A 26,038-nucleotide genomic window follows, 5' to 3' on the forward strand; every position below is an offset into this window, starting at 1 on the left:
AGCAATTCCCTCTCCTGTGGGAGAGGGTTAGGGTGAGGGCAAATGTTATTGCGCTGGCGGAATATCCGACACGTCCTGCTTAGGTTCATCCGTTAACGGAAGCGCCTTAGACGGAACCATCACTTTATCCCACGTCGCTTGCAGATCCTTCATGTTGTACTCAGGCTCACCTTTCGGTTGCAGCAACACTAACGCCATTTCTTGCGATAATTGCTGGCGCAAATCCTGATTCAACCCGCTCAGAGTCAAGCTGTTGAGGAAGTCCTGGCGCAGCTTCTGGTACTGTTCCGGCGCAATATCTACCACCTGGTTTTGCAACGAACGCAAACGCTGGCCAATTAGCACATCGGTATCAGTCCGCGCGTACGTGGCGAACAGCCCAGCCAGCTCGGCCTTTTTCCGGGTAATCAAAGCATCGAACTCTTCTTGCGACAGCCCTTTATCACGCACGCTCACTAACTCTTTCCCAACCGTCGCCAGATTCGCGTCCAGTTTGGTATTTGGCGATTCCAGGTTGATGCCGCATTGCGCACGCTGATACAGCACGCGGCAATCGAAGCTGAGATTTAAATCCTGGATATTCTGCTTGCTGAGATTTTGCTGCACATGCCAGAACAGCGCCTCACGCGCGAGATCGGCACGCCAGTAACGCAGCAGCGCGGAAGATTCACGAATCGGCGTCCAGGCGTTATCCCACGTCAGCGAAAGCCGGTCCTGACGCACGCTGTCAGTCATTAAACTGACGGGAGTCCGTTTCAGCGGAGAAAGTGTCGCGACCGGTGCAGGCGTTTCACGTTTACCGGTTAAGGTGCCAAACGTTTTATTGATTTGATCGGCAACGCTGCGGCTGTCGACGTTACCTACCACAATCAGCGTCATCGCATCTGGGGTGTACCATTTCTGGTAGAACGCTTTCAGCTGCTCGCTATCGACAGGCTGCTTGAGATCCTCTGCCGGGTCATGGCCCAACAGCGTGGAGCCTTGCAGACGATAGCGCCACCAGTTGTCTTTGGTGTCCATCGGCCAGGTGGCGACCATATCCTGAGTTTGCAGCCCAACGTTTACCGTTTCTGGGGTAATCGCCATTTTGCCGCTGCTGTCGGAAAGATAAGTCAGGGCTTCTTTGAGTAAATCATTGCGGTTATTTGGCAGGCTGAGATTAAACAGCGTGTAGTCATAGGAGACAATAACCGGTGGCAGTGGACGCTTCGGGTCCACACTTTGCTGCCATAAAGAACGCGCCTGTAAAGGCTGCAAGCTGCCGCTTTGGGTCAGCGCCAGACGTGGTAAAAAGTGGCTGTAGCCGCTCTGCTGGTTGGTCTCTGTCAATGAGCCAGTATTCACCATCAGACGAATTTCAATGCGATCGCTCGGGCGCTGAGGTGTGGCCAGGACTTGCCATTGAAAACCATTGGCAAGCGTACCTTGCTGCCAGGCTGGATCGGGCTGAAGTGCTTCTGCCTGCACATTACTGGCGGCGGCGACCAACAGCAATCCGCCAGCTAAGAGTCGAATTTTGGTGCCCTGCATGTTAACCCCTGGAAAACAATCCTGATTAAAAAGTGTAATGGCGACATAGCATTACGCAATATAGCCACCACAGGCGACGTATCACCACTCCGTTTGACCGCAACTTCGCGAAAACGTCACTTTAAAAATGAAAAAAACGCCAAAGAAAATGGCACAAGGGTCAATTATGCGCAGTAGCCCACAGCAAGGGCAAGTCGCTGTGGGCAATTGGAAGGGATTAAGAAGAGACTTCGCTCACTTTTTTCGCGGAATGTGGATTATTCAGGGTTTCGGTCAGCTGTTTTTCATCCAACTGCTTCACCCATTTCGCCACAACGACAGTCGCCACGCCATTACCGACCAGGCTGGTCAGCGCACGTGCTTCAGACATAAAGCGGTCGATACCGAGAATCAGCGCAAGCCCTGCAACCGGTAAATGCCCCACCGCCGAGATAGTCGCTGCCAACACGATGAAGCCGCTTCCGGTTACGCCCGCCGCCCCTTTAGAGGAGAGCAGCAACACCACCAGCAACGTGATTTGATGGAAGATATCCATATGGCTGTTGGTGGCCTGCGCGATAAACACCGCCGCCATCGTCAGGTAAATGGAGGTGCCATCGAGGTTGAACGAATAACCCGTCGGGATCACCAGTCCGACCACCGATTTGCGGCAGCCCAACTTTTCCATTTTATCGAGCATTCTTGGCAGTGCGGACTCAGAAGAAGAAGTGCCCAGCACAATCAGCAGTTCTTCTTTGATGTAGCGAATGAATTTGAAGATGCTGAAACCCGTCACCTTCGCGATAGAACCCAGCACCAGCACGACAAACAAAATACAGGTGATGTAGAAGCAGATGATTAACTGGCCGAGCTGAACCAGCGAGCCGACACCGTACTTGCCGATGGTAAACGCCATGGCACCGAAAGCACCAATTGGCGCGAGGCGCATGATCATATTGATGATGCCGAAAATGACCTGCGAGAAGCTTTCGATAACGTTGAAAATCAGCTGGCCTTTGTGGCCCAAGCGGTGCAGTGCAAAACCAAACAAAACTGCGAACAGCAGCACTTGCAGAATGTTGCCGCTGGCAAATGCGCCAATTACGCTGCCCGGAATCACATCGAGCAAGAATGCGACCACGCCCTGTTGTTGCGCCTGTTCGGCATAAATCGCCACCGCTTTAGCATCAAGCGTTGCCGGGTCAACGTTCATCCCCGCACCAGGCTGAACGACGTTAACCACAATCAGGCCGATGATAAGCGCAATGGTGCTGACAACTTCAAAGTAAAGCAGTGCCACCGCACCGGTGCGGCCCACGGCTTTCATGCTTTCCATGCCCGCGATGCCCGTCACAACTGTGCAGAAGATAACCGGGGCGATAATCATTTTAATCAGTTTAACGAACGCATCGCCGAGGGGTTTCATCTGCGCGCCTAACTCTGGGTAATAATGTCCCAGCAAGATACCGATAGCGATTGCCGTCAGAACCTGAAAGTAGAGGCTTTTGAAAAGAGAGAGTTTCATAGGGTGTCCTTGAGAGGTGAAGATTCCGCAAACCTTTCGATCTGCGGCACCAAAAATAACACCCACAAAAACACCCAAAAGTGATACAGCGCTAATTTGTAAACAAAATTGTTAAATTATTGAACTGACTCGCGCCAGCTTAATAACATTTGCAACAAATGTTTTACTGCTGAGTGGTCGATAAATATCGCGCATCAAATTCTTTAAGTGTCAGCGCTCTGGAGAATAAATATCCCTGCGCCAGCGTCACGCCTTCGCTTAATAACCAGTCGCATTGCGCCTGGTTCTCAATCCCTTCAGCCACCAGTTTCAGGCCCAGCGTTTTCGCCATACCGATAATCACACCCGCCATTGCGTTGTCGTCGGGCAGGCCGTCAACAAAGCTCTTGTCGAGCTTCAGGACATCGACCGGCAGCGCTTTCAGATGATGCAAATGGCGCAGGCTTGCGTAACCCATGCCAAAATCATCCAGCGCAATTCTGACCCCGGCTTTACGCAGCGGGCGCAAAACACTGATCGCTTTTTTCGGGTCATCAATACGATGGCTTTCAGTGACTTCAAGGATCAACATGCCTGGCTGAATGCGGTAACGCACCAGTAACTCCAGTAGCGACGACCCCATTTCTTCATGCAGCAATTGGTGCGCCGAGATGTTCACACACAGCGGCATGGTGATGCCCTGACTTTGCCAGCCCGCCAGCACGCGGCAAGACTCTTCAAGCACCCAGTTGCCAATCGTGAACATCAACCCGCAATCTTCAATACGCGCAATCAAACCCTCTGGCAGCGCCCAGCTACCATCCGGCTGCTGCATGCGCAGTAAAACTTCTGCACTCACCACTTCGCGGGTACGCATATTGACCTGGGGTTGGAGCCAAATCGCAAATTGCTGGTTGTCTAATGCGGTCAGTAAATCGTGCTCCTGCGTCAAATGGCGCTGCGCGATTTCCATCTGTTCCGGGTCAAAGAATTGAATCTGATTTTTACCGTGGCGACGCGCTGAAAATGCGGCCGATACCGCACGACGATAAAGCTGCTCTGCCGTCAAACCACCGAGATACATCGCAATACCAATGCTCGCCGTCGGTTTAAGTGAGATTGACTGAATCGGTAATTTTTCGTTAAGCACTGCGAGAATTTGCTTTGCCAGCGCCATGGCGGCCCAGGCATCTTGCACGCCATGCGCGATAATCCCGAAGTCGTTGCCGCTAAGTTGCGCCAGCACCATATTTGGTGGTAGCACGCTTTTGATTTTTTCGACCAGCGTCAGCAACAGCATTTCTCGTTGCTCTTCGTTGAGCACGCCGGCGGCGTCCTGCAAGGTTTCGCTGGCAATCACAATCAGCGCACTTTTTTTATCATCCGCCGTAAGCTGTTCGAGCAACGCCAGCAACAGCGCTTTATTGGGCAGCTCTGAAACCACATGACGCGTGCTCATGGCGCTCATTTCATCATGCAAACGCAGCGTCATTTGCTGATTACGGTTATAGCTGCGCACCAGCATGCCGATTTCATCATCGTGATGCAGCGCGGGTAATTTGAGTTGATGGCTCGCCGCATCGTGCGGGCTAAGGTTGTCTATCTCACGGGCAATATTTCGTATCGGATGCACGATCAAACGGTTAATAGACCAGCTAATAGCAACCGACAAAATCAGCGCCAACAAGAGATAAGTCGTCAGCAACGTTGAAATGGTGCTGATGATGAATTTGTACATCCGCCAGGAATCCGCTTGCAGCACAAGGTAAGCCAGCGGCTGCGGATTTGCCGGGCGCTCCAGGGAATACAACGGCAACGAAATTTGAACCGGCAGCTCAAACAGGCGAGCAATCCACATCGGAATTGGGCGCTCAGGCGCAAAGCTCTGGCGTAATGCCTGGAACTGGTTCGGCAATACCACGTCTGCCCGGCTGATAATGCCGGACGGTTGAATTTGATTCAGGATGGATTCAGCCTGTGGAATATCCGCTTTCAGGATCGCAGCAGACAGCGGAATACGCACCGAATGGGCGATTTTCTCCATCTGGCTGGCTGTATCGTAGCGGCTTTGCTGTACAAAGTGGAAAAGCTGAACCACGATAAAAATGAAAATAAACAGCACGGAAACGGCTGACACCATTGCCATCTGTTTAATCGTTAACGAACGACTGACTCGCAAACTCACTCTCCGCAATGACTGTGCTCTGATAGACATATTGTTGTGCAGGCTGAGTATACTGCATTGTGGTGGGTTTTAGATGTTGTGGCGGCCGAATAGGGGAATTCTGTAAGCAAGATTCTCTGGTGAGTAAGAGGCATGGGGAAACCTCATCCTTCATCGTAACGACAATCGTTGAAAACCCTGACAACACGTTTCTATTCCTGCTCATTTTCAGGTGAAGGATCTCCAGAAAGGGTTTCCCTCAGGGTCTTTGAAATGGCATGACAAATAGAAAGAGGTAAAATGGTATGCACAAATATTAAGAAATCAGCGAATAGAGGATTAAAATCATATGCTCCACCACTATACCAACCGTATTCCTTCTTCATGGTATGATATAAATCATCAAACATAAGGTCCAGAGGTAATAAACACATAAGGATCATAAGTGCTAAAGACATTATACTGACGCTAATAATATAAACAAATGTGTAATAACACGACCGCACAAACAAACGCTTAATTTTAGATTCTTTCTTTTCATTAGCATTAAGAAACTTATTCGCTATATTATTTATAATAATATAAAAAACTGGCATGAACAAAAAACCATATAAAAAATAACATGCAACACCGAGTTGGAAAAAATCGCAGACCCTATCGAATATATCAGCTTGTTGTTTCCATTTAGTACACACCCATAGAGTCAAGTCACTAAAATAAAAAACTGTAGAAAGAACACTCAGCATAGAAGTCGTCAAGCCAAAAAACAAAAAAGGAGGTTTTATAATAATTTTCATCAAGACTACGCTCTATTTTATAATGGTAATGGAAACACCCGTTCTTAGATCTGACTCAGATTTATTATGTTGTTCTCTAAATGTCCGAAAATCATCTGCAGCCTGCCCATAGCAGGCATTCTCTCGTAACAATGGATTGCTCACTTTGCCTCCTTGCAATAAATTATTATAATCATCAAGACCTAAAGACTCTGTGAAAAAATTATGTGGATCGGGTAAATTTCCATTTTTATAGTCATCATGGATAGTCGGATTATTTATGACATGAATGTCACCATAAACTTCTAATTTTTGACCAACTGCAAACACTTTAGTTTTCTTCTGGTGTAACAGTGCTCTTCTGACAAATAAAAAATCAGGTACACTATAAAAAGTAATACACCCCTCAGATACTCCACTTCCATCAGCATTTAATGGATGCAGGCAAAAAGCACTTCTTATTTTATTATAAACAGGGAGTTCATTACTCATTGTTTTGTCACTGAATAAACCAAACCAGTCTTGATGATAGGGCGTTTCACCACTTATAAATGTATTTTTCCACAAATCAATAAATGTCGCTCTTGCCCTATTCTTCAAACTCCCTACTGGCCGATCAACGATCCAGTATTTACCCGGAGGGATAGCAGCCCCGCTTTTAAATGAACATTCTGGGATATTAGTATAAGGTTCCTGACCGCTTAATACATCGAACTGGCCTAGCCGACCACAATTGAGTTTTAGTCTCTTACTCTTCACATCTCTTTTTGCATAGTCCATTACAAAATGTAGCATTGCATCCTCTCAATGATGACAACTTACCTTGCCGTGAAATTGCATTTATAAAAATAACTTATGACTACAATTTGAAATATTCATTTTAATGATATTTAATAGACTCGATCACTCCACAAACTATATGCACTGGTTCCTGCGGTGCAATGTTCCCATGTTATGGTTTCATAGGAAAGTGATATTACCTCATTCGGTTGTCCGTTAGGGTCACTTAAATTATTGGGTAGTGTAATATGAATATCGGTCATTCGGGCTTGAGTTAGCTTTATTTTGTAGAACAGTTCATTAATACCAAATTTATTTATCAAATAGACGTCGAAATCGCATGTCAAAATCTCGTTCTCAGAAATAGCCTTGCCAAGTAAAGGTGAAGATTTATCAATAGGTTTGGTGATTATAACCGGGTGGTGACAGGCATTTTGATCGCGGGAAATGGCGTGAGTTAATTCATAAATAAGAATCTGATCCAGATGGGAAATTTGTGCTTTATTTCCCACAGAGTCCAGCGACATACAACCCGCAGAGATCTTTCCTTGCTTTTGTCCGATAAGTGTTAAATATGTTAAATTCGCCATGAGTAATATCCTTTATTAATAATGAACAGGCATAAAGGATTTACACACAAAGAGAAGAGCATAACAATTCTGATTTCGGATCGAATATCAATCTTAAGCCCCGCACCCACGAATATAGCGGTGAGGGGCTGACACCAACCATCAACTCACTTCGTCGACAACCCCACCAGCATCTTCAAACTCGCAGAATAATAATCTTCTTGCGCGGTGATTTGCGGTTGCGCGGCACTTGCGGGTTGCAGCACTAAATCGCGTACCGCCAGCAAGCCACCGTCCATCATATAAGGCGCCGGATCACCGGTGGTGACATTCACCCAGGCTGGGGTTTTATCACGCGCGAAACGCCCCCACCAGGTTTTATAAACCTGTAATTGCGGGCTATTGTGGTTAAACCAGTACACATAAAGCGGGACGCGAATCGCGTCGTAGCTAAAACGAGCCGGCCACTGTTTTGCCGGGACGGTTCGCCCATCGGAATATAAAGAAACCCAGTCAGAGGGAAGCTGCGGATTGCCAAACTGCATTTTCCCGAGCAGCTTCTGCCCGTCGTTGATCAAATCTCGCCACACCATTAAATGACTACGATTAGCAAAATCCTGCCACGCCGGGAAGATGAAATAGGAAGGGTTGAGGTTTACGTAACTGTTGAGATTAAAGCCCTTGGCTCCGGGCAGCATCACCTGGTAGCCCGCAAAACGAATCACATTATGGGCAACCAACGCCTTGGTGATGGCATCAGATTCATTGAGATAATCTTTGTCGCTCCACTTTTCCCCGGCTTTTAGCAGCGCCCATGCAATAAACGTATCGCCATCGGTGGCGTTATTTTTATCGGTAATAGGTTGTGCTTCAACAGGGTTATAGCGCCAGTAGAACAAACCATTTTCCGGGTTTTTCAGGGTCGTACGCGTCCAGCCCCATATCTTATCGAAACTGTCACGGTCATCGTTTAGCACCGCCATCATCATGGCGAAACCCTGGCCTTCGGTGTGACTGACGCTTTTATTGCCGGTATCGACGATGCGACCGTCCGGCATTAAAAATCGCGATTTATAGCTATCCCATGCGCCATCAGCCAGCGCGTGATGGCTGAAGATCAAAGCGAATATTGCCACTATCAGCGTTTTGTATCGCTGCCACATCGAAGCACCTCATCGACTAATTTGATATCTGAAGTGTACCACTGTTGTCGACGGTGAAGACTCACGCCACAGCGATACGTGCGGTTTACCGCCCTGATCGCGAATCCAACGGGCGTACACGCCTTCCAGAACCGCGCTAAAAGCGTTGTTCCAGGAAGCCTGCTGCGCTTCTTCGCCAGGGACAGGTAAAGCCATATGGCGAATAAGCATCGCCGTTTCGCTGGCCTCAATATCAATATAGCCCCAGTTGAAAATGGCGAGCCTGCCATTTATCTGTGTTTCGAGTTCGCCCACAGTTCTTGCGACAGGTAATGGGAAACGCCCGGCTAAGGTGTCGCCCATTTGCACCAGAAACTGGCGGCTTTCCTCTTCACCCGCATTCGCCACCATGCTTTCAATCATGATGTGGAGCAGAGAGAACCAGCCCGGTTGCGTTTGCTGACTCTGAAAGTATTTCAAAAGCTGCGCGTCATTCATGCTTAATTATTCCCCAGCAGGTAACGGAAGTAGAGTTGCGCGGTACTTTCGTTGTAATCACCAAAGGTGTCATATCCAACCTGGCCACCAATCGTCATGTCTTTATTCACTTTGTAATCGGCTGCGGCGCGAAGGTTGTAGCCCATGCCGTTTTCGCTGCTGCCGCTGTACCACGCCTCTTTAGCAAAGCCGTTAGCCACGTAGTTTTCCAGCTGCGACTGCATTGCTGAATCGGTCGGGAAGTACGGGCTTTCGTCCTGGCTATACGACTGGTAGCCCAGCGACGCGCCGACAGACATCGTCCAGTTATCAAACTTCTGCGAATAATCCACCGGGAAGGAGACGCTGATGTAATCCTGCGGGCTGAAATAGCCGCCTTGCCCGTAACTGAAGAAGCTGAGGTTTTTCGAGTAATCCATGTAAGTCATACTGATACCGGTTTTCAGTTCGCGGTCATCAGCATGGTACGGGCGAATATAAACGCCTGCGTTACCCGTGAAGTTGTCGTTACTCGGGACATTTTCGCCACGGTAGTTATACAGGCCAACACCGGCATAAAAACCGGCGTCACCATCGTCGTAGCTCAACTGTGCGCTACCGCCGTTTTTGGTGACCTGGCCCCATTTTTTGCCGCTGTATTTGTCTTCGACACCCACATAAGAAAGCAGGCTATCGACCACCGCCCGGCGTTCGCCGGTCAAAATTAATTTCAGGTAATCAGTCAGCTGCGGCGACCATTGCACGCCACCGACCACGGTATTCAAATCCTGACTCAGCGGCGTAGAACCGATATCCAGCTTGTACTGCTCGCCAGTTAACGCCATGCCCACTTCGACACCCGCCGCACTTTGCGAACCCTGAGACGGCACGATTATCTTGTCGATATTTGGCAGCTCTGGCGGTGTGGTGGTGGAAGCGTTATACAACTCCTCGCCCACTTGCCCCTGAATCAGAGCACCCGTACCAAAGCGGCGGCTGGACTCGTTTGACGAACTCCCGGCGTTCAAGCTGATGGGTGTCACGTTCAAATCTAATCGCGAGTCGCCAAACGGCACGGTTGACCACTGTAACGGTGCTTTAATTTCAGTGAGTTTGCTCAGGCCACTTTCGCCATCACGCCCACGCACCGACACCGCTCCACGCGCCCAGGTAGAAGTTTTCTCGGTGAGCTGTTCCATCATGTTATCAACCTGGCGCAACGTGCCCGCCTGTGCCGTTTCAACCGGCAAGTCGGTACGCGTTGTGCCCACAGGTGCGGTTTGCGGATTACGCGCCAGCTGTGCGACCTGCCACGGCATCGCTTCGCCATACAGCGAGTTAGATGCGGTAGCTTGCGGAGCAACGGACGTTTTCGGGGTGAACGGATTATCTGCCAGCGCCAGGCCGCCCAGCGTTGGCGCCGTACCGCTTTCAACCCCTTGCAGGCCCACCAATTTGCCACGGGCGGTGCGTAAATAGCTCATCGCCTGTTGGTGATTGCCATCGGCTTCCGCCACGCGAGCCAGCAGCAGCAGGCGATCCGGGGATTCGTCATTACGTAAACCCGCAGCCAACTGCTTCGCTTTATCGACATCTTTATTCGCCAGCGCGACGTCAATTGCTCCCGTACGCGCATCTTGTTGCGGCGTGTCGCGCGTCATCAAATAGTCGTAAACCAGACCCGCTTCTTTGTTCATTTTGCCGGACTGATACAAACGCGCCATGGCAAACATCAGGTCGGTGTTTTGCGGATCGTTTTGCATCGCACGAATCAGTTTGTCGTACGCCGCCGCATAGTTGCCCTGCGTGCGTAGCTGATCGGCTTCGTTGATGACATAACCGTTGCGAATACTCGCCAGTTGCGTCGGCGTGCTGCGCGACTGCAATTCCGGGCTGGCCAGAAATGCCTGCGCTTCACGCCCGAGGCCCGCCTGGTTTAGCACCGCAATCTGGTCGCCATAATCACCGGCATTGCCCTGCACGCCACGGCTCATATTGCCGCGCACAATTGCCACAGCGGTAGTGACATCACCTGATTGCGCGAGCATTTTGGCCAGTTTACCGGCATCAGCCGGGCTTTGTGGCGGACGCGTAGCCAGTGCTTTTAAGGTATTCGCCGCAGCAACCGTATCGCCCTGCGCCAGATAGCGTTCGGCGACCGACATTTGCAGGTTGTAGTTCACCCGTGACGCAAGCGAGCGCATATCGCTGTTCTGGCCGGAGGCCGGAATACGCGAAAGCAGCGTCTGCGCTTGCTGCCAGGCGTTGTTTTCGCTGGCAAACAGCGCACCGGCATACAGTTCGGTATTGCTGGCATTTGGACGGAACGACGGCGACATCACATTGCTCGCCTCCGCACTATTCCCCTGTTTCTGTAGCTGACGCGCTAAGTCGAGGCGCAGCCACGGGTCAGATGGATAACGCGAAACACCCTGCTGCAAAATCGCGATGGCCTGTTGTGGATTGCCATTTGCGACGGCCTGTTGTGCCTGGCGACGCACCGGATCGGCTGGGTTGCCGCCAGAAACTCGCGGCTGCAATTTTGCCTGCAAACTGGCAGGCAACGTTTGTAACATCGCCTGCGCTTCGGCGGTTTTATTCTGCTCGCGCAACACGTAATAGAGGTTTTCACGAGCCGGGCCGTTATTGGGCTGATCGGTCAGCACACTGCGCAGCGTCTGCTCGGCAGCGGCGTAATCTTTATTGTGGCGTTGAACATCGGCGCGGAATAATTTCGCTGATGTCCCGCGCTCACCGCTTTGTTGCGCCAGCGGCGCGCTGAGTGCCAGCGCCTGGCTGATATTGCCTTGTTTAAACGCGGCCTGTGCGCTCGCCAGTTGCCCGTAAAACTCGGCGTCATCGGCCTGCTGTTTGCGCTCGCCGGACTGTTCACCGCCGAGGTTCGCCGCACGATTTAAATATTCTGCGGCAGCGGTGTAATCGCCTTTACGTTGCGCGATATAACCCATGCCCGCCAACGCGTCGGCGTCTTGCGGGTTGGATTGCAGCACTTGTTCGAACTGGCTTTTCGCCGCATCGGTATTCCCGCTGTTAAGCGCGGTAAAGCCTTCGCCTTTGGCCGCACCGCCGATGTTTTTACGGTAGTGATCTTGCACCGCCGTATCTTTCGGGTGGCGTTGCAGGAAGGTTTGATAATACGGCTCGTCGCTCGCCGTTGGGCCAAGCCACAACAACGCCTGGCGCAGCGCTTTGTCCGCATCCTGGCTGCCACTGGCCATATTTTGCAGGATGTCCATGCCTTCACGGCGCGTCCCTTCCTGGTAAGTCAGCACTTTACCCAGCGCGATGCGCCCGCCGTTATCCTGCGGGTTTTGGGCGGTGAACTGGCGTAGACCTGCCACCGCCTGCGGATAGAGCGATTTATCGCCCGCCATCGTCAGATAATATTCCGGCGCAAGGCTTGGCGGCGGTTGGTCGCCGTTAAACAAATTACGCCAGGTCGCAAGGGCGGCGGGAACGTTGCCGCTGCGTGCTTGCTGGCGAGCCAAATCCAACTGCCCGCGAGGGATTTGCTGAATTTGTTTCGCGTTATCTAACGCCTGCAAATTGTTGTCTTGTGGCGAAACGGACGCCAGGCGTTCGCGCCACTGTGTGGCACCTTTGATATCTCCGGCCTGCTGCGACCACAACGCCATCAGGTACATCGCCTGGGTGTTGTTGGCGTCAACCATCAACACCTTTTGCAGCGCTTCTTTCGCCAGCTCGTCGTGTGACTTTTCATGCCAGTAGTTAGCCTGGTCAAACAACGCTTTTAACGCCGGATTATTATCCGCAGCCTGTGCGCTAAACGTCAGGCCGCCAAAGAAGCACAGAGTTAACAGGTGCCGGGCAGTTTTATTTTTATAAGTCATTGAGCACCACCTTTACTTACCATCATCCTGAGGATTAAGACGTTTACGTGCGCGTTTTTTCAGTAAAGCATACAAGCTCAGGCCGATTACCGTAGCGAACAACAAACCTAAAATGGCCAGGAAGGCGGAGTGCTGGTTGGCGTACCAAACCACCATCATGTACCACGGCATTTGGCCGCTCGGGAACTGCTGGCCGACACGGAAGCTGCGGACACCGTTTTCATCGGTAATGATCGCCGCATCGCCACGAATGCTTGCGTTGATTCTGGCCGAGCTGAGATCCGTCTGAAGCCGTGAGAGTTGTTCGTCGGTACTGCCAATCGCCATCACCACTACGCGATCGGGGTTCCACTGCGAGCGGAAACTCACAAACCCGCGCCACGCTTCGTTAGATGAGAAATAACGGTCAGCGGCGATACCCGTCGAACCCCAGTCGCCTTCTATCCAGCTTTGAATTTTTTGCCAGATTGAACGTTCACGAACGCCAAACGAATGCTCATTGCTGGTAAACGGCGATTGCGCCAGTAACGTGCGGTTGAACGCATTCTGATTGATGGTCGAAACCGCCAGCACATGGCTTTCTTCAAGGCGTTGCAGGTTTGCGCCGCCGGTCGGCAGGCCAAACATCACCGCGTTGTTGTTAAGCGATGCCCCGGTCGCATTTCCCGAACGAGCCGCCATATTCAGCAAGGTGCTGATTTCAGTCTCGCCTGGGTTTTCAGGCAGCAGCAGAACGGTATGTGAGTAATCCGCAAAGCGGGAGAACGGGAACGAAGCACCAACGAAATAGGAGAGGTTTGGCAGCAGCGAGAAGTGGCGCGTTTTGCTCAAATCAATCCAGGAATCATCGTCGATACGGCTCTTAATGTTGTTATTAAGCAGCACGCTACACGGCGCGGTTTCTTTGGTCTGGATGTTGAAGTACAGCGACAATTGGTTGTCGCCGTAAATCAGATACGGTTGCAGCGCGAGGTTGTAATGTTCCTGACGTGCATCGCCGCCCACTTTGCGCCACAACGTTTCCAGCGCACCCTGCTTGTTCACCGGCAGGTTGTTGAGGAACGTGCCGTTGAACGTCATGGAAAGGTATGAGCGCTCCTCGTCTATCCAGTTTTCCGTTGGGAAGCGATAACCGATTTTCATCGGGATTGTGTCGCCATCCCACAAGAACAAATCCGGCGCGGCGCGGAAGGCAACGCTTAATGGCTCGTGCCAGATCCCCGTTGCGGTCAGGCTTTGGTCTTTGCGCATCAGTTCAGTTAAACGCACCGGGCGTTCGGTGGAAATCCAGCGCGGCGCGTCATACGCTTTGCTCACCGGAATCACCTGGTTTTCAACGGCGGTGCTGGCGGTTTGCCCGTCAAATTTACCGTGAGTTAAACGCCACGCCGCCGCGCGCAGTTGCTGATCTGAATTCCCTACCACCAACAGCAGTTTATAAACCGGGTTGCCAGGGTTATCGATGATTTGCAGCATCGGTTTTTGCGTTGCGGGTAAAGTCAGGCCACCAATTTGGTCGCCCGGTTTACCAAACAAAATGCCGTTTTTCTCGGGCAGTTTGTCGTGCAGCGCGTTAAAGGAAATCCCACGGTAATCCGCTTCGATCCCCAACCAGGACGCCACCAGGGCCGCAGCACTCACCTGCTCAGGCAGCGTTTTGGCCGGGAAAGCAAACGCCACAGAAGCTGGAGTCATCTGCATTGAGTCAAAGAATGGGCGCGGGAAATGGCTGAGATCCGCACCGATATTCAACTGCTGGCCTTCGAGATCCAGACGCGTGGTCGGCATGATCGTGACCTGGTATTTATCAGACAGGTCACGCAGGCACAGTAACGCATCGCCATCGTTGATTTTAAAGCTGATATTGTTGCTCGACACCACCATTGCCGCCGGAATGTCCAGCTGGTAATTCGAGACATCGCTGTCCGCAGAACCTAGCGGCACCGTCCCCAATGGCTGACCGTTCATCATCAGCTGCAATGTGGTGTTGCGTGCCGCCATCGCCGGAGACACTTTCAGATTCAGCAGCAATTGCGCGTTGGTGATGACCTGATCTGCGGGCAACGTAAAGTCGATCCCCGCTTGCAACTGGCCGCCACTGAGCATGATGCCGCGCGGCTGGCCCATTTGCGCCACGGTAATACTGCTGACGTTGCCCGGCGTGAAGACCGATGGCGACGACGGTGCCGGAGTCGGCTCCGCAACAGGAACAGAATCTTGCATCGGTGGCGTTTGGGGCACAGGTACAGAATCGGGTGTCGCTTCTGGCGTAGTAGATGTGGCGTCCGGTGCCGGTAAATCCAGCGGAATTTGTGACTCTACCGTCGCGGTGTCTTCTGCCATAACGGGCGAGCTTAAAACACATAACGCGAGCAATAACTGGCAAACTTTAACGGTCATCCGTTTCATGTCACGTTGTCCTCACTGGCACTTTCCATACGCTTCGCTTCTTCCTGGCGCAGACGGCGGTTTTCGCGACGTGATTTCCAGGTCAGCCAGAACAAGTCAAACACACAACGGATGATGATAAGCAGGGAACGGAACGGGTTATCCTGCGGCTTCGGTGGGTGAATCCAGGCATCAGCACGAGCCAGAACCACGCGCACCAGCTCACGGCGACGGTCGAGTGGGATCTCTTCAAATTGCAGTCGAATCGCTTGTTCGTCGTTGGCAATTACTTGCACCGGAATACTGATGGAGCCGGACTTCAGTTGCAGCTCAATTTCTTCAATTTCATCGGTGAGATGGCGATCGTCCGGCACCGCAATTCGGCAGCCGCCCATCGACAAATCGAGCGTATTGCTGCGCGATGAAATCCCGCTGGCGTAGTGGATCACCACCGGAATATCGACATCAATACGAATGGTTTTACGGGTCTGACGCGTTTCACGGGCGACGGCAATCGCCGCCAGCAGGAACACTAGGCTGTATAAACCCCAGCCGACGTTGAGCGCGATAACGTTCGGGTCAACGCCGAAATAGTCATGCGCACAGGCACGCACTATCCCGGCGATCACCGCGACGGCCAGTAAGACCGCGACAATCATATGCGGGCGCACGACGCTGAAATCGAAATATCCGACGTTCAACAGCGCACCTTTATCGGTCACGTTGAATTTGCCGCGTTTCGGGAACAGCATTGTGACAGCCGTCGGCAGAACCAGGTGGAATGCCATCACCATGTCGTAAATCTCACCCCAGAAACTGTAGCGATAGCGCCCGTTCATGCGTGAGTTGAGGTAAATGCTCAATATCAGATGCGGAAGCGCGTAAGCAAAAATCAGACTCGCCGAGGAGTGGATGATGTTCAGGTTGAACAGCAAATAGGCCAGCGGTGCAGTCACAAACGCCACGCGCGGCAAGGCGAACTGGAAATAGAGCATCGCGTTGAGATAACACAGGCGCTGCTGCCATTTCAGGCCACGGCCAAATAACGGGTTATCGAGGCGGAATATTTGCGTCATGCCGCGCGCCCAGCGGGTTCGCTGAATCACGTGCAGCACCAGGCGCTCCGTCGCCAGGCCCGCCGCCAGCGGGATATCCAAGAATGCGGATTTCCAGCCAAGGCGCTGCATTTTCAACGCGGTGTGCGCATCTTCGGTGACGGTTTCTACTGCAAAACCACCGATTTCTTCGAGTGCGCTACGGCGAATCACTGCGCAGGAACCACAGAAGAATGTCGCGTTCCAGTTGTCATTCCCCTGCTGAATCGGGCCGTAGAATAACGCGCCTTCGTTGGGAATGTTTTTCCCGCCGGATAAGTTACGCTCGAACGGATCGGGCGAGTAGAAATAGTGCGGAGTCTGCAACAGCGCCAGTTTCGGGTCTTGCAGGAACGCACCGACGGTCGCTTGCAGGAAAATACGCGTGGCGACGTGGTCGCAGTCAAACACGCAGATCAGCTCACCTTTAGTGAGTTTCATGGCGTGGTTGAGGTTCCCGGCTTTAGCATGCGAGTTATCGTTACGCGTGATGTAACCCACGCCCGCATCTGCGGCAAACACCGCAAACTCGCGTCGTTTACCATCATCGAGCAGGTAGATTTTAATCTTGTCGCGCGGGTAATCGATACATTGCGCAGCCAGCACGGTATCGCGCACCACTTCGAGGCTTTCGTTATAACTGGGGACGTAAACGTCCACCGTCGGCCAGGTCGAAGTATCATCCGGCAGCGGCACAATTCCCCGTTTTAATGGGAAAGCGGTTTGCAGATAACTCAGTAATAAAACGACCCAGATATAAAGTTCAGCTAAAAATAACCCTATTCCCAGAATGGCTTCTATTTCAGAATTAAAGTGCAGGGTTTGTGTCGCACGGAAATAAATATAACGCGTCGACATCAAAACCGAGACCAGCATCATGATTATCGAGACGCTGTGCTTTTTGCTGAAGCCTAATAAAAACAGAATCGCAAGGCTAATAAAGCCAAAGATATACTGCTTCTGGCTGTCCATAGGCGTAATGATGATCAGGACTGCTATTGGAGCTAATACCAATAGCAGTAAATAAAACAGGACCTTTTTCATAGGACATCCTGGATAATTGTCAGAAATTTGACGTTCTCAAGGCGGTGTGAACCGCACCATCACCAATTTTTATGCCGAGAATCGCTGCAACTCGTTTACTGATCAGTTCAATATCAAAAGCCGCAGCAGAAGCAGGGCTGAAATCGAATATTGATTGCTGAGAAGCATTTGCTTCAGCCACACTTTCATCACGGTTAATAACACCAAGCAGACGATCGCCAAGATGCTGCTGCATAAATGCGGTGACGTCGCGGCTTATGTGACGGCGGTTATCGCTTTGGTTGAGAACAAAATAATATCCCGCTTTATTATTTAACGGCTCGCCAATCAAACGATGGTTTTCAATATGCGGCAACAGTGAAAGCGAAGCGGTGTCCGCCAGCATCGTCACCAGATGCAAATCAGCCAGGCGCGATACGGCCTTCAGCGCCGGGTTCGGCCCAGGTGGGAAATCGGCGATAATCACAAGTCCTGGATAGTTAAGCAACGTGCTTAATCCGCGCATCAGGAAGTGGCTGTCGGTTGCCAGAAGATGCTCAAACTCAAGACGCTGATCTTCCGTGACATCGCCATACGGCAACACAAACATATTGCTGCCAGCGGTTAAAACTGACTGGCTCCAGTCTGCCGATTCAATCGCTTTTGTGACATAACCCCGGCCATCAGACAACGGCACGCCAAAGTGCAGGCGCAGCGCATTTTGCACATCAAAATCAATGGCTAAAACCTTGCTACCCGCACGCGCGAGCGCATACGCCAGATTGGCAGTAACCGTGGTTTTCCCTACTCCGCCTTTTGGCGAGCAAACACACACTAGCGGCATGACGCAATCATCTCCAGCAACGGTTGCAGCGGTAAGTCTTTGGCGGGATGACTCCGCGCCGTATTCCCTTTGGCTGCGAACAGTTTGTCAAAACGCACGGGTTCGGTTGTTACCGGTGCAGGGGCCTGCGGCGCGGATACCACGGCAGGTTTCACGGTTTCTTTTACGGGTTCTGGAATAGAGTGCGGAATCGGCTCGACAGCTGCTTCTGGCGCTGCGGCGACCGGTGCCAATTGTTCAAACAGAGTTGCGGTGGTGTGCTGCGTTTGCTCAGGTTGCAAAGCCGCAGTTTTAGTTTCGGGCAATGCGCTTTGCAGACTATCCAGAATAGACCCTTGCGCCGCCGTACTCGAAATGGGTTGAGCGACTAACGGCCTGAAATGGCTGGCATCAAACTCATCCGCCTTCACCGCCTGTGGCGCTGGCACCGCAATGCTTCCGGCATGAGACAACACGGAGTCGTCATCTCCAGTATTCATTAACTGCTTGATGATGGCCCAATTGCTGGTATCTGAGTGTTTGTTTTGCGCCGACATATCCTTGAATTCGATAGCACCTGTGCGGGTCTTATCCTTGAATCGCTGTAAATCATCATAATTTTTCATTGCGACACTCATGATTTATAAGACGTTTCGATGAGATAGTTATTCAAAGCTTATACCAATACTATTAAAAAGGTTTTTTGGATAATGATTATGGGCTATTGACTTCATAAATCATTATTAATTGCGATGAGTTATCATCACTATTTTTATTATTGTTTTTGCAGGTAAAACAATGGCATTTCAAGCCAATATATAGGCAGCAGCGGCCTTTTCTCCATCTTTTTTTCTTATCAATACGCATCTAAGCATGAAGATGATTAGATTTGTAATTAAGCGCTATTTAATACTAACCATTAAAAGGTAGCAGCTTTTGTTTGTGAATTCACACACATAAATAGAATTGGGCCAAGTTGAATATTTCGCGTGGAAAATTAACATTAAATTTGAGGTTTATATTTCCCTGGGGTTTGTGTGGCAAATAGCACACTGGAAAAGTAAAAAGTTGTTTTGGTATTTAGGTGGTGAATATATTGGGGTACAAGGAAGAGTTTTATTCCTAATGTCGCGACCGCCAAACACCCAGGTCGCGACTAAATTTAAAACGATCAGGTACGACGACAACTATTGAGGAATACCAACATTTCCGTCGCGTCTTTACTGACATAGAAGCTCACCATTTTGTCGTTAAACTCTTGAGCTCTCGCGGCTGGAACGCTTATCGGATCATATCCATGCTTCATTAACCAGCCGTTCATCATATGGCGACTGGTGCGTTTGTTACCGTCAAAAAAGAACTGCTGTAATGCACCGAAAAGAAACATCGTTAATGCTCCTTCAAATGGCGGCAATGTCTTTATAAATTCCACACCTTCAGAATAGATACGGTTTAATTCAGGAGCACCCGTTAACGTCGGCAATGGGCGGTGCTCGCCTTGCTCACCTAAAGCAACGTAAGGAGAATAACTCGTCTCTTCGCCTTCGCCGCGAAACACTCCCCATTCAAGTGCTTCATTACGAGCAACGATGCTATGCAAAAGAGTGATTGTTGGCTTATCCAGGTCGAAGCGTTCTGCCTTAACTAATTCCACCAACTTTTTACTGCTGTCGGCAAGATTCGTGACCTGCTCGGCATCGGATAACTTATGTCCTCCGACGGTGACACCGTCCAGAAGTGTTTGCACTTCAACAAACGTGAACGGGTTATTTTCCAGCTTTGCAGCGTCCCACACGAATGAGGTTAACTGTTGCAGATAAATAGCCAATGCCCGACGTATAGTACCCGGATTAACCTGCGGTAATACGCTGGAATCCCAGCTAAACCCAAGCGGAGTGGAATTTTGTGTGCTCAAGGGGAACTCCTGTGTGTCTCTTGGCTTGTAATCTACATCAGCGGGGCTGGGGATACAAAAATGTAGCATGGGAGTGTGAAGAAGGCGGATGACGCAAGATTATCCGCCCTACGAAATCTTAATGGATCCCCGGCACCGCCTCGCCGCTCATCATCACCAGTCCAGAATCCGTCCGAACAAAGCGCGGAGTTTTGAGGTCTTCAATCAACACGTTAACCAACTCGAACAATAAACCCGTTACCTGCTGCTTTTGTTCAGCGGATTGCTGGCGCTGTAATAAAAGCATCGTTAATGCCGCGCAATATTGGCGCATTGTTTCCGAATCCGTAGAAAGTGGGCAACGATAATTATCATCGGTAGCGACATCCACTGTCAGGCGTTTAATTAAATGTGTCGGAAGCGGGGCGTTAAGCGTGACTTTCAACATCTCCAGCGCCGCAAGCAGTCGTCCACAAAGCGCCATACATTCGGTGTTGTTGTCGTTTTCGATCAATGCGTCGATATGGAACTGGCAGCTATCAAGAATCTCGAATAGATCCAGGTGATTGCCGAGCGGGGCTTTTAACAATGTGGTGATGGCAGGCTCGATTTCAGGGCGAGCGAATGTGTTACTATCGGCGTTAGCCATAGCTGTTACCTCGTTTAACGGTTGTGGTCAGACGCCTCGGCAGTGTTACCGCACTCCGGGGCGTTGTTTTTTATGGAACACCATGATAGAAGGTGTCACATGACAACTAACATATTCAATGGGGGGCCCCATGTCAATCATCAGCCGTGATAAAAAACCAAAAGGCGTCGGCAAGTCCCCACATTTTAAAATGCGCATTGCTCCCGCATTACGTGAACAACTAGATGTGGAAGCCGCAGAACAAGGCATGAGTCTGGCGAACTGGTTTAAGAATCTGGCACGCGAAGAACTTAAGAAGAAAGGGATAGAGCCGAAGGGCTAAGAAAAAGTATGGTTTCAAACTTAGCATACGATGGAAACAAGTGACTTAGACTTAAGGAATCAATATGTCTGTTCCATTTACATGGTTATATAAATTTCACACAATAAATATTAATTCATTATCCGCTCTTTCCAATAAAAAAGTCTGGTTCTCGTCAATTTCTTCTTTAAATGATCCTTTTGAAGGATGTTTCAGTGCCACAAGACCAGAAACAAATGATGATTTTAAAAGCGTATATAAACCTTTCGCAAAGATTCTGTTAAAGCAAAATGCTAGAAAGACTGATACAGGTGAGTTACTAAATGAAAATAATGCCATTGAATATGTAGAAAGCTTACATGAGTCAGACCCGGAAAAATTTAAAGAATTCGTAGAAGACTTATTACAGGATTATGAAGATGGTTACAGAGAAGAATTCTTAAAAATAGCCACCTATTGCTTATCAAGCGATATCCCTGGGTATGAGACAAGTCAAGTTGCAAACTCCTTGATGTGGTCACATTACGCAGATGGACTAAATGGTTTTTGCATAAAATTCAATGGGAAACAGTTATACAAATCAATCAAAGAGTTAAATAGAGAGAAAAGCATTGATTATGCTTATGTTCGATATGAACAAAAAATGCATAAAGTAGATTTTCTAGATTTCTTTGGACGAGATACAAAGGGATTTGCCGGTGCTTTGCATACTAAACATGATAGCTGGGGTTATGAATGTGAAATTAGATTTTTAACTAACCAACCAGGCTATGTAAGATTCTCCCCAGAATCAATCGATGCAATTTATATTGGTGATCGAATGCCTGTGGAGCAACAAAAATTATTGGTGGATGTTATTCATAAAAACTTTCCCAATGCAAAAATACATGGAGTTAGATTTCACAAATCAAGTTTCAGTATTGAAATTGGGAACTGGATTAATGATGAAACTATTTAAATAATATTTTCCCTCACCCCGGCCCTCTCCCCCGGGAGAGGGGGAAAACCGTAGATTCCCTCTCCTGGGGGAGAGGGTTAGGGTGAGGGCGTCCTCAATTAACGAATTTCCCCGTTCTCATCCTGATCAACAGCGAAACATGCCACCAGTTGGCCGCCGTACTCTTTAAGCTGCGGTTGCAACTGCGTGCACGGCCCGAAACGGCGACGGCAGCGGGCGTTGAACGCGCAGCCCGGAGGTGGGTTCAGCGGGCTTGGCAGCTCGCCGGTGAGTTTGATGCGCTCGCGGCGATCGTCTGGATTCAGGCGTGGTGTGGCAGATAACAGCGCCTGCGTGTACGGGTGACGCGGGTTTGAGAAGATCTGATCTTTCGTCCCTTTCTCTACACAGCGCCCCAGATACATCACCATCACTTCGTCGGCGATATGTTCCACCACGGACAGGTCGTGGGAGATAAACACGTACGACAATCCCATTTCCTGCTGCAAATCCATCATCAGGTTCAGAACCTGCGCACGCACGGAAACGTCGAGTGCGGATACCGGTTCATCGGCGATTACCACGTCCGGGTCGAGCATCAAGCCACGGGCGATAGCAATACGCTGGCGCTGGCCGCCGGAGAACATATGCGGGTAGCGATCGTAATGCTCGGTTTTCAGGCCAACTTTCGCCATCATCGCCAGCGCTTTTTCACGGCGCTCGGCTTTGCTCAGGCTGGTGTTGATTTGCAGCGGCTCTTCAAGAATTTGCCCCACTTTTTTACGCGGATTCAGGGAGCCGTACGGGTTCTGGAACACGATCTGGATTTTCTGGCGACGCAGCTTTTCGGCGGTTTCGTCAGGCTTGAGCAGATCCTGGCCCTGATAGTAAAGCTCACCGCCGGTCGGGATTTCAATCATCGTCAGCAGGCGGCCCAGCGTGGATTTACCACAGCCAGATTCACCCACTACCGCCAGCGTTTTGCCACGTTCGAGTTCAAACGATACGCCGTCCAACGCTTTCACCAGGCGTTCCTGACCGAAAATGCCTTTCTTCACCGGATAGTGTTTTTTCAGATCGATGGCCTGCAACAGAGGTTGCGCAGTGGCCTTTTCGGTACTCATAGCGTTGGCCTCCCGGCATCATCGAGTGGATAGTGGCATTTGGACTGACGCCCGTTATCCACCATGTTCAGTTCTGGTTCTTCCGTGCGGCATTTGTCGGTCGCATACGGACAGCGTGGATTGAGCAGGCAGCCGTTCGGGCGGTCGTATTTGCCCGGAACCACACCCGGCAGCGACGCCAGACGGGCTTTATCCTGCGCAAACTCAGGCAGCGCACGCAACAGCGCCTGGGTGTACGGGTGGCGTGGCGCACGGAAGATATCGTGCGAAGCCCCCGTTTCCACTACCTGGCCTGCGTACATCACGATGATTTTGTGCGCCGCTTCAGCCACCAGCGCGAGGTCATGGGTGATAAGAATCAGCGCCATGTTCTCTTTTTGCTGAAGTTCCAGTAACAGCTCAATGATTTGCGCCTGGATGGTCACGTCCAACGCGGTAGTCGGTTCGTCGGCAATCAATAGCTTAGGACGACAGGCAATCGCCATTGCGATCATCACGCGCTGGCTCATACCGCCGGAAAGCTGGTGCGGGTAAACGTCCAGACGCGAAGACGCATCGGGAATGCCCACCAGGTTCAGCAGGTCGACAGCACGCTGACGACGGGTACTTTTGTTGCCGCCCTGGTGCACTTTGATGGCTTCCATAATCTGGAAACCAACGGTGTAGCAAGGGTTGAGGCTGGTCATCGGGTCCTGGAAGATCATCGCCACTTCGGCGCCGACCAGGTTACGACGCTCTTTCTCAGAAATCTTTTGCAGATCCTGGCCGTTAAATTCCAGTTTTTCCGCCATCACGCGGCCTGGGTAATCAATCAGCCCCATAATCGCCAGCGAGCTGACGGATTTACCGGAACCAGATTCACCCACAATACCGACCACTTCGCCCTGATTTACGCTGTAACTCACGCGGTCTACGGCACGGAACGGTGTCTTTTCGTCGCCGAAATGCACCGATAATTTATTTACATTCAATAACGCCATTACGTAGCCCTTTACTGCTTGAGTTTAGGATCGAGCGCGTCACGCAGCCCGTCACCCATCAGGTTAAATGCCAGCACCGTCAGCAGGATGGCGACACCAGGGAAGGTGACAACCCACCAGGCACTTTGGGCGAACTGCAACACATCGGAGAGCATGGTGCCCCATTCCGGTGTTGGCGGTTGTGCACCCATGCCGAGGAAGCCGAGAGCGGCCATATCGAGAATGGCGTTAGAGAAGCCAAGAGAAGCCTGCACGATAAGCGGTGCGAGACAGTTTGGCAGAATGTTGATGAACATCTGGCGCATCGGGCTTGCCCCCGCCACGCGAGAGGCCGTCACATAATCACGATGCACTTCCACCAGCACCGCACCGCGCGTCAGTCGCACATAGTGCGGAAGTGCTACGAAGGTAAGCGCCAACGAAGCGTTGACTATCGACGGCCCAAAAATGGCTACCAGTACCAGCGCTAACAGCAGGCTTGGCAGGGCCAGCATGATATCGACAACACGCATGATGATGTTGTCGATAAGGCCGCCGAAGTAGCCCGCAACCAGGCCGAGAATCACGCCCATGACCAGCGACAGCACCACCACAAGGCAGCCGACCAGCAGCGACAAACGTGCGCCATACATCAGGCGAGCCATGATGTCGCGGCCAACGTCATCAGTGCCGAGGATAAACTGCCAGCTTCCGCCTTCTTGCCACACTGGCGGGTTCAGCAGTGAATCACGGAACTGTTCTGCCGGGCCGTGCGGCGCGAGAACGTTAGCGAAAATAGCGATCAAAATCATGGCGGTGACATACACCAGGCCGACGACAGCCCCTTTGTTACGTTTAAAGTAGTGCCAGAATTCCTGGAATGGCGTCATTGGAACTGGCGCCGCTACCATTTTGTTTTCAGTTACTTGCGTCATGATGGCCCCTTATTTCTTATGGCGTATACGCGGGTTCACCACGCCGTACAGTAAGTCGACGATCAGGTTCACGAGGATAATCATCGTCGCGACCAACAATACGCCGCCCTGTACTACCGGGTAGTCACGACGTTGCAATGCATCAATCAACCAGCGGCCAAGGCCCGGCCAGGAGAAGATGGTTTCCGTCAGAATCGCACCCGCCAGCAACGTACCGACCTGCAGGCCGATAACGGTGACGACAGGCAGCATGGCGTTGCGCAGAGCATGAACCACGATAACGCGCATGCGGGTCAAACCCTTAGCGCGAGCGGTACGGATGTAATCTTCGCCGAGCACTTCGAGCATTGACGAGCGGGTCATACGCACGATAACCGCCAACGGAATCGTGCCGAGCACCACGGCTGGCAGCACCATGTGCGCCATCGCATCAATGAAGTCGCCCGGCTCGCCCCATATCGCAGTGTCTATCAGCATGAAGCCGGTGAGCGGCAAGGTGTCGTCGAGGAATACCGTATCGCTGACACGCCCGGAGACGGGGGTGAGGTTCCAGTAGACGGAAACCAGCATGATTAACATCATACCCCACCAGAAAATAGGCATGGAGTAGCCGGTCAGCGCGAGGCCTACCGCAGTGTGGTCGAACACAGAACCGCGTTTAACCGCAGCCAAAACGCCAACCGGAATGCCCACGGCAACGGCGAACATCATCGCGCAAACGCCAAGTTCCATGGTCGCTTTAAAGCGCGGCACGAACTCGTCCCAGACCGGGAGACGACTTTTTAACGAAATGCCCAGGTCGCCGTGCATCACACCCCAAATGTAATGGAGGTATTGCTGCCACAATGGCTTGTCGAGGCCAAGTTCGGCCAACAACTGAGCATGACGTTCAGGAGAGATACCGCGCTCGCCCACCATAATCATCACCGGGTCACCGGGAATCATGTGTACGAAAGCGAAGGTAAGAAGGGTAATACCGATAAACGTGGGGATGACTAATCCCAGACGTCGGAGGATGAACTGCAACATAACCCGTATTCTCTGTAGTGACCAAGAGCCTGGTGACTCTTCGTCTGTATTGCTCACATATCAAAAGACACCGCCCTCACCCTGGCCCT

21 protein-coding genes are annotated in these 26,038 nt (G+C 51.1%); 2 read left to right on the top strand and 19 right to left on the bottom strand.

Annotated elements, in window-relative coordinates; all coding sequences use genetic code 11:
• Nucleotides 1-45: 45 nt before the first annotated feature.
• The 15 genes from GBAG_RS20035 to GBAG_RS20105 all read right to left on the bottom strand — a co-directional run bounded on the left by GBAG_RS20035 (nt 46) and on the right by GBAG_RS20105 (nt 20,664).
• Nucleotides 46-1,530, bottom strand: a complete 1,485-nt coding sequence (locus GBAG_RS20035; RefSeq protein ID WP_034499642.1) for a M16 family metallopeptidase — start codon at nt 1,528-1,530, stop codon at nt 46-48.
• A gap of 217 nt (nt 1,531-1,747) precedes the next feature.
• Complete coding sequence (locus GBAG_RS20040; protein WP_034499644.1) at nt 1,748-3,034, bottom strand: dicarboxylate/amino acid:cation symporter; 1,287 nt, start codon at nt 3,032-3,034, stop codon at nt 1,748-1,750.
• Nucleotides 3,035-3,197: 163 nt separating this feature from the next.
• The gene (gene hmsP / locus GBAG_RS20045) at nt 3,198-5,192 is read right to left on the bottom strand and encodes a biofilm formation regulator HmsP (RefSeq protein WP_034499647.1); all 1,995 of its coding nucleotides are present in this window, start codon (nt 5,190-5,192) and stop codon (nt 3,198-3,200) included.
• Nucleotides 5,193-5,389: 197 nt separating this feature from the next.
• Nucleotides 5,390-5,974 carry a hypothetical protein gene (locus tag GBAG_RS20050; RefSeq protein WP_034499650.1) on the bottom strand — a complete coding sequence of 195 codons (585 nt, stop codon included), beginning with the start codon at nt 5,972-5,974 and terminating at the stop codon, nt 5,390-5,392.
• A 12-nt stretch (nt 5,975-5,986) separates the two neighbouring features.
• On the bottom strand, nt 5,987-6,748 hold the full coding sequence (locus GBAG_RS20055; RefSeq protein ID WP_072011223.1) for a DUF2778 domain-containing protein: 762 nt from the start codon (nt 6,746-6,748) through the stop codon (nt 5,987-5,989).
• 95 nt (nt 6,749-6,843) lie between these two features.
• The gene (locus tag GBAG_RS20060; RefSeq protein ID WP_034499652.1) at nt 6,844-7,323 is read right to left on the bottom strand and encodes an Hcp family type VI secretion system effector; all 480 of its coding nucleotides are present in this window, start codon (nt 7,321-7,323) and stop codon (nt 6,844-6,846) included.
• 146 nt (nt 7,324-7,469) lie between these two features.
• Nucleotides 7,470-8,465, bottom strand: a complete 996-nt coding sequence (locus tag GBAG_RS20065) for a family 8 glycosyl hydrolase (protein WP_034499655.1) — start codon at nt 8,463-8,465, stop codon at nt 7,470-7,472.
• Between the two features lie 9 nt (nt 8,466-8,474).
• Complete coding sequence (bcsD, locus tag GBAG_RS20070; protein ID WP_034499658.1) at nt 8,475-8,942, bottom strand: cellulose biosynthesis protein BcsD; 468 nt, start codon at nt 8,940-8,942, stop codon at nt 8,475-8,477.
• 2 nt (nt 8,943-8,944) lie between these two features.
• Complete coding sequence (locus GBAG_RS20075; protein WP_034499661.1) at nt 8,945-12,793, bottom strand: cellulose biosynthesis protein BcsC; 3,849 nt, start codon at nt 12,791-12,793, stop codon at nt 8,945-8,947.
• 12 nt (nt 12,794-12,805) lie between these two features.
• Entirely contained in the window at nt 12,806-15,202 is a 2,397-nt protein-coding gene (gene bcsB, locus GBAG_RS20080) for a cellulose biosynthesis cyclic di-GMP-binding regulatory protein BcsB (RefSeq protein WP_034499664.1), read from the bottom strand.
• Nucleotides 15,199-17,319 (bottom strand): UDP-forming cellulose synthase catalytic subunit, encoded by a 2,121-nt coding sequence (gene bcsA / locus GBAG_RS20085; RefSeq protein ID WP_051873760.1) that lies wholly within the window; start codon nt 17,317-17,319, stop codon nt 15,199-15,201. The genes bcsB and bcsA overlap by 4 nt, the downstream gene beginning before the upstream one ends.
• 19 nt (nt 17,320-17,338) lie before the next feature.
• Nucleotides 17,339-18,142 (bottom strand): cellulose biosynthesis protein BcsQ, encoded by an 804-nt coding sequence (bcsQ, locus tag GBAG_RS20090; protein ID WP_034499666.1) that lies wholly within the window; start codon nt 18,140-18,142, stop codon nt 17,339-17,341.
• Nucleotides 18,133-18,747 (bottom strand): cellulose biosynthesis protein BcsO, encoded by a 615-nt coding sequence (gene bcsO / locus GBAG_RS21875; RefSeq protein ID WP_051873761.1) that lies wholly within the window; start codon nt 18,745-18,747, stop codon nt 18,133-18,135. Before bcsO ends, bcsQ begins: the two co-directional genes overlap by 10 nt.
• A 545-nt stretch (nt 18,748-19,292) precedes the next feature.
• A complete protein-coding gene (locus GBAG_RS20100) occupies nt 19,293-20,036 on the bottom strand; it encodes a Fic family protein (protein WP_034499668.1) in 744 nt (247 codons plus the stop codon).
• A gap of 118 nt (nt 20,037-20,154) precedes the next feature.
• The gene (locus GBAG_RS20105; protein ID WP_034499671.1) at nt 20,155-20,664 is read right to left on the bottom strand and encodes a hypothetical protein; all 510 of its coding nucleotides are present in this window, start codon (nt 20,662-20,664) and stop codon (nt 20,155-20,157) included.
• 130 nt (nt 20,665-20,794) lie between these two features.
• Here GBAG_RS20105 and GBAG_RS20110 point away from each other — a divergent pair, with 130 nt between their 5' ends.
• Both GBAG_RS20110 and GBAG_RS20115 read left to right on the top strand, forming a co-directional pair.
• Nucleotides 20,795-20,986: a toxin-antitoxin system HicB family antitoxin gene (locus tag GBAG_RS20110; RefSeq protein ID WP_034499673.1), complete on the top strand. Its 192-nt coding sequence runs from the start codon at nt 20,795-20,797 to the stop codon at nt 20,984-20,986.
• 64 nt (nt 20,987-21,050) lie between these two features.
• A complete protein-coding gene (locus tag GBAG_RS20115) occupies nt 21,051-21,923 on the top strand; it encodes a DUF2971 domain-containing protein (RefSeq protein ID WP_034499676.1) in 873 nt (290 codons plus the stop codon).
• 98 nt (nt 21,924-22,021) lie between these two features.
• Here the strand turns inward: GBAG_RS20115 and dppF are convergent, their stop codons facing one another.
• The 4 genes from dppF to dppB are packed head-to-tail and all read right to left on the bottom strand — an operon-like array spanning nt 22,022 to nt 25,949.
• Nucleotides 22,022-23,026: a dipeptide ABC transporter ATP-binding subunit DppF gene (dppF, locus tag GBAG_RS20120; protein WP_034499679.1), complete on the bottom strand. Its 1,005-nt coding sequence runs from the start codon at nt 23,024-23,026 to the stop codon at nt 22,022-22,024.
• Entirely contained in the window at nt 23,023-24,006 is a 984-nt protein-coding gene (gene dppD, locus GBAG_RS20125) for a dipeptide ABC transporter ATP-binding protein (RefSeq protein WP_034499682.1), read from the bottom strand. Before dppD ends, dppF begins: the two co-directional genes overlap by 4 nt.
• Before the next feature lie 11 nt (nt 24,007-24,017).
• Nucleotides 24,018-24,920, bottom strand: a complete 903-nt coding sequence (dppC, locus tag GBAG_RS20130; RefSeq protein ID WP_034499686.1) for a dipeptide ABC transporter permease DppC — start codon at nt 24,918-24,920, stop codon at nt 24,018-24,020.
• Between the two features lie 9 nt (nt 24,921-24,929).
• Nucleotides 24,930-25,949, bottom strand: coding sequence for a dipeptide ABC transporter permease DppB (gene dppB / locus GBAG_RS20135; RefSeq protein WP_034499688.1), 1,020 nt, complete (start codon nt 25,947-25,949; stop codon nt 24,930-24,932).
• Between the last annotated feature and the right edge of the window lie 89 nt (nt 25,950-26,038).

Origin of the sequence: Buttiauxella agrestis ATCC 33320 (assembly GCF_000735355.1) — a bacterium.
GTDB lineage: Bacteria > Pseudomonadota > Gammaproteobacteria > Enterobacterales > Enterobacteriaceae > Buttiauxella > Buttiauxella agrestis.

Coding starts and splice junctions, on each gene's coding strand:
- GBAG_RS20035 (WP_034499642.1), bottom strand. CDS start 1,530: ATGCAGGGCACCAAAATTCGACTCTTAGCTGGCGGATTGCTGTTGGTC.
- GBAG_RS20040 (WP_034499644.1), bottom strand. CDS start 3,034: ATGAAACTCTCTCTTTTCAAAAGCCTCTACTTTCAGGTTCTGACGGCA.
- GBAG_RS20050 (WP_034499650.1), bottom strand. CDS start 5,974: ATGAAAATTATTATAAAACCTCCTTTTTTGTTTTTTGGCTTGACGACT.
- GBAG_RS20055 (WP_072011223.1), bottom strand. CDS start 6,748: ATGCTACATTTTGTAATGGACTATGCAAAAAGAGATGTGAAGAGTAAG.
- GBAG_RS20060 (WP_034499652.1), bottom strand. CDS start 7,323: ATGGCGAATTTAACATATTTAACACTTATCGGACAAAAGCAAGGAAAG.
- GBAG_RS20065 (WP_034499655.1), bottom strand. CDS start 8,465: ATGTGGCAGCGATACAAAACGCTGATAGTGGCAATATTCGCTTTGATC.
- bcsD (WP_034499658.1), bottom strand. CDS start 8,942: ATGAATGACGCGCAGCTTTTGAAATACTTTCAGAGTCAGCAAACGCAA.
- GBAG_RS20075 (WP_034499661.1), bottom strand. CDS start 12,793: ATGACTTATAAAAATAAAACTGCCCGGCACCTGTTAACTCTGTGCTTC.
- bcsB (WP_034499664.1), bottom strand. CDS start 15,202: ATGAAACGGATGACCGTTAAAGTTTGCCAGTTATTGCTCGCGTTATGT.
- bcsA (WP_051873760.1), bottom strand. CDS start 17,319: ATGAAAAAGGTCCTGTTTTATTTACTGCTATTGGTATTAGCTCCAATA.
- bcsQ (WP_034499666.1), bottom strand. CDS start 18,142: ATGCCGCTAGTGTGTGTTTGCTCGCCAAAAGGCGGAGTAGGGAAAACC.
- bcsO (WP_051873761.1), bottom strand. CDS start 18,747: ATGAAAAATTATGATGATTTACAGCGATTCAAGGATAAGACCCGCACA.
- GBAG_RS20105 (WP_034499671.1), bottom strand. CDS start 20,664: ATGGCTAACGCCGATAGTAACACATTCGCTCGCCCTGAAATCGAGCCT.
- GBAG_RS20110 (WP_034499673.1), top strand. CDS start 20,795: ATGTCAATCATCAGCCGTGATAAAAAACCAAAAGGCGTCGGCAAGTCC.
- GBAG_RS20115 (WP_034499676.1), top strand. CDS start 21,051: ATGTCTGTTCCATTTACATGGTTATATAAATTTCACACAATAAATATT.
- dppF (WP_034499679.1), bottom strand. CDS start 23,026: ATGAGTACCGAAAAGGCCACTGCGCAACCTCTGTTGCAGGCCATCGAT.
- dppD (WP_034499682.1), bottom strand. CDS start 24,006: ATGGCGTTATTGAATGTAAATAAATTATCGGTGCATTTCGGCGACGAA.
- dppC (WP_034499686.1), bottom strand. CDS start 24,920: ATGACGCAAGTAACTGAAAACAAAATGGTAGCGGCGCCAGTTCCAATG.
- dppB (WP_034499688.1), bottom strand. CDS start 25,949: ATGTTGCAGTTCATCCTCCGACGTCTGGGATTAGTCATCCCCACGTTT.